Raw genomic sequence first — 3,472 nt, 5'->3', positions numbered from 1 at the left:
TATAAGAGACAGCCCGTGACCTGCTAGAACAGCAGGTCACGGGCCCCTTGTCATACCCCTTGACGATCAGCGCACTGTCTCACACTGTCTCGCGCTCGAACGTCCCGTCTCGAAGTGTGTGGACGGCGCGTGGACGGGATTTTCAGCACGTCGCCCGCGCTGCCCCAATCGAGCGGAGATCTTGGCGTTGGCGGCCTCGTCTCCGTCCTTGAGGAACTTGGCGTACACCCGGAAGAGCACCGCCACACTGTGGCCGGCGCGCTCCGCTACGAGCTGAGGCTCCACACCTGAGCTGAGCCATGTGGATACCGCAGCGTGGCGAAGATCATATGGGCGCTTAGCCAACGTCGACTCGAACTCCGACGGGGTGAGGGCGCGCGTGCGGGCCTCAGCCCAGACTTCGCCGTATCCGGTGTCCTGCACGACCCCGCCGCGCATGGTCTGGAAGAGCCGACCATCGGGAGCGGTTCCGTACGCGGTGACGTGCCACCGCAGCAGGGCGACGAGCTCGGGCGGGATCGGGACGTGTCGGACGGCCTTCCGCGGGCGATGCTTCAGCCCACGCCTGTCGTGCGCTTCCCCGCTGTTCGTCCATGCCGTACCCGCCCGTGGGCGTGTCTCGCGAAGCCTGAGCATGCCCCACCCGCGGCGCGGTAGGTCGCAGTCCTTGTGCCGTAGCCCGATGACTTCCGCCGGCCGGGCCGCGGCGTAGTAGATGCAAGCGAAAAACGCCACGAGACGGCGACCGCGCGGGCTCTGGTCCCGTACGGACGTCAGCAGCTCGGCCGCTTGCTCAGGGTTCGGCACGCAGGCAGGGTCCACCTCCTCAACCACCTGCTCCGGTGCCTTCCACTTGATGCGGGTGAGCGGGTTGTCGGCGAGTAGCTCGGCCTCCACCGCGTACTCAAGAGAGTTGTAGAAGATCGCGCGCTTTCGGCTGATCGTGCCCGGAGCTGCGGTCTCGCCGTCCAGTTTCTTGGAGATCGCGCGGAGGCTGCTCCGGACCAGAACCAGGTCAGAGAGGGCGGACGTGGGCAGTGACTTGCGCTTGAACCAGTCCAGCACCTTGGCCACGTCGGCAGGGGGCTCCTCTTCCCAACGGTTCTTGTTGAAGGCCCAGCCGTACAGCGCGGTACGGGCGACTCGCGCGTCCGGCATGCCCTTGGTGTCCTTCACGAACGTTGGTGTCACGGTCGCCATGGCTTCGGCGAGCGTCCGCCGTGTCGAAGCGGGGGAGTCGTCCCACTTCATCTCGATGTAGTTACGGGCGTGCTCGTACCACGGGATGTCCCGGTCCTTCACGACCAGGGACTTCGGCAACCCGCTGTCGACATCGAACGGCTCACCCTCGCGAGCCGCGGTGATGAGCTGTGCCCGGCGGCTCTCCGCCAGGCCCAGGGTGAGGAACGACTCCGAGTGTGGGCGGGTGCCCACCTTCCAGCGGAGTTGGTAGGGCTTCCGGTAGTCGCGCTTCCGAATCGCCCAGATCTTGACGGTGTAGCTCCACTCAGTCACGCGGCTTCCAATTCGTCCTTGAAGGCGTCCAGAACACTTCGGCGTACACAGATGCGGCCGGACGGCGTGCGCCGCGCCTCCGGCCCGTATCCGCGGTTGCGCCAGCGGTACCAAGTGGCGCGGCTGATGCTGATCTCTTCCAGTGCCTCGCTCAGCGGCACCAGCTCATCCTTGGGGGCGCGGCGTCGGCGGGAAGGGGTAGCCATGTGGGGATCTCCTCGGGACAGAAGGAGTGCAGACAGAAGGAGGGAGGGGCCCCGTGGGCCCCTCCCTCAGATCCGCTACATCCGCTACATCCGCTACAGCGCAGGTCAGGGGCCTACGGCGCGTAGCGGATGGGCAGGATGTAGCGGATAGGTGGCGCTACGCCGTGCGGTCGGCGGTAGCGGCTTCGGGAGTGATGTAGCGGATGCCGGGAAGCTCTTCCGCTACGGATTCACCCCCGCTGACCTGCGATGTAGCGGATGTAGCGGATGTAGCGGATTTCTCGGGGGGCGGGGGGCAGTAGCGCAGCCACGCGTCCGCGAGATCTTCGGCGTAGTACCCCTTGGGTACGCCTTGGGCGGTGCGGATGGACCGGGGCCGAATCGGCTCGTTGTTGACGGTGACGTAATCCCCGAGCATCTTCGAAAGCGTCCGGGCGTTCAGGGGCTTGCCGTTGCCGTCCATGTCGACCCACGGGGCGTCGTCGATCCGGTGCAGGAGTTCGAGGATCACGGCCGTGGGCATGCGCTCGGAACCGCAGAACACCTTGTCGCGCAAGTCGGTCAACAGCCGGATACCGAGCGAGGAACCGTTGCCCTCGCCAGCGGCACGCACGAGTTCCAGGCAGGCGGCGCGGGCTCGCTCGGGCCAGTGCCCGCCGGCTGCGTCGGCGACGGCGAGGAGCGGTTCCCACACGTCCGCGGGCCGGTCGGAGACTCCCTCGGGCATCTCGGGCCAGGCTTCGGCGATGGCCTCCCGGACGGTGTCGGCCCACTTGGCGAGCCGGTCACGCAGCGCGTGCCCCTGCTTCTCGTGGACGCGGCGGCGGTAGGGCTCGGCCTTCTCGTTGGGGGCCTTCTTACGCATCCGGATGATGACCGAGCGGGTCAGGATCGTGTCCGGGAGGGAGCCGAGTCCGGCCATGGCGACGGCGCAGAACGAGGAGAACCACTCGGTGCTCTGGTTTGAGCCGTCCCCGACGCAGCGCAGGGACTTGGCGCCGCGCCGGTAGCCGGAGTTCAGGAACCCCCGGACCTCTTCATTGCCTCCGGCTTTGGGACCGAACACGGTGTCGATCTCATCGAAGAGGAGCGTGGGGGTTCCTCCCTCGGCTTCCACGAGTCGGAAGAGGGCGTTTGCGGAGGCGTTGACGGTGGTGGCCGCGCGCGGAGTGAGGGTTTCCACGATCTCCAGTGCGCGGGACTTGCCCGATCCAGGCTCGGGGGAGAGGAACGCCAGGCGGGCGGTGCCGTCGAACGCGTCGATCAGGTGCGCGTGCGCGTCCCACAGAGCGACGGCGACGTACGCGGCTTCTCGGGGAAAGACGTTGAAACGGCGGTGGAACGCTTCGACCTCATCGAGCAGAGCCGCACCGTTGATCGACGGTGGGGGCGTGGTCGTGCTGGTCATGCGGCGGTCCTCCCTTCCTGGGAGCTCCGGAGCGGGCAGGTGTCTCGGTGTGCTTCGTGGTCGGTGATCAGGGCCAGCACCTTGCGGTGGCCGACAGCACTTCGGTCACGGCCGCACAGACACTTCGAGGTGACGGTGGGGGTGGCGCCGCGGGGCGCGCGGATGTGGAGCCAGGCCACGGGGAAGCGGCCATCACCGCGGGTCGGGTCGGTCGCCTGCCGTCCGACGGGAAGGGCTGAAAGGACGGCCTGTCGGCCGTCGTCCTTCGTGCCACGGCCCGATCCGGAGCCACCCTCAGACGGGCGCGTACGGCCGGGCGTGGCGGACGTGGGCTTTTCAGGGG

At 67.6% G+C, this 3,472-nt stretch carries 4 protein-coding genes; all 4 read right to left on the bottom strand.

The window, feature by feature from the left end; genetic code table 11:
• Positions 1-66: 66 nt before the first annotated feature.
• Positions 67-1,515, bottom strand: coding sequence for a tyrosine-type recombinase/integrase (locus FNH08_RS47275; protein WP_322726571.1), 1,449 nt, complete (start codon positions 1,513-1,515; stop codon positions 67-69).
• Positions 1,512-1,721, bottom strand: coding sequence for a helix-turn-helix transcriptional regulator (locus FNH08_RS47270; RefSeq protein ID WP_152778063.1), 210 nt, complete (start codon positions 1,719-1,721; stop codon positions 1,512-1,514). Before FNH08_RS47270 ends, FNH08_RS47275 begins: the two co-directional genes overlap by 4 nt.
• A gap of 157 nt (positions 1,722-1,878) precedes the next feature.
• Positions 1,879-3,129 (bottom strand): DUF3631 domain-containing protein, encoded by a 1,251-nt coding sequence (locus tag FNH08_RS47265; protein ID WP_152778061.1) that lies wholly within the window; start codon positions 3,127-3,129, stop codon positions 1,879-1,881.
• On the bottom strand, positions 3,126-3,472 hold a 347-nt coding region (locus FNH08_RS52790), incomplete at its 5' end, for a hypothetical protein (RefSeq protein ID WP_228034807.1). The genes FNH08_RS52790 and FNH08_RS47265, both read right to left, overlap by 4 nt.

This window comes from Streptomyces spongiae (assembly GCF_009377185.1).
GTDB classification, from domain to species: domain Bacteria; phylum Actinomycetota; class Actinomycetes; order Streptomycetales; family Streptomycetaceae; genus Streptomyces; species Streptomyces spongiae.
This window is presented reverse-complemented; position numbering and strand designations above follow the sequence as displayed.

What these genes read in the sequence shown, in the direction of transcription:
- FNH08_RS47270 (WP_152778063.1), bottom strand. Translation starts at nt 1,721, where the DNA reads ATGGCTACCCCTTCCCGCCGACGCCGCGCCCCCAAGGATGAGCTGGTG.
- FNH08_RS47265 (WP_152778061.1), bottom strand. Translation starts at nt 3,129, where the DNA reads ATGACCAGCACGACCACGCCCCCACCGTCGATCAACGGTGCGGCTCTG.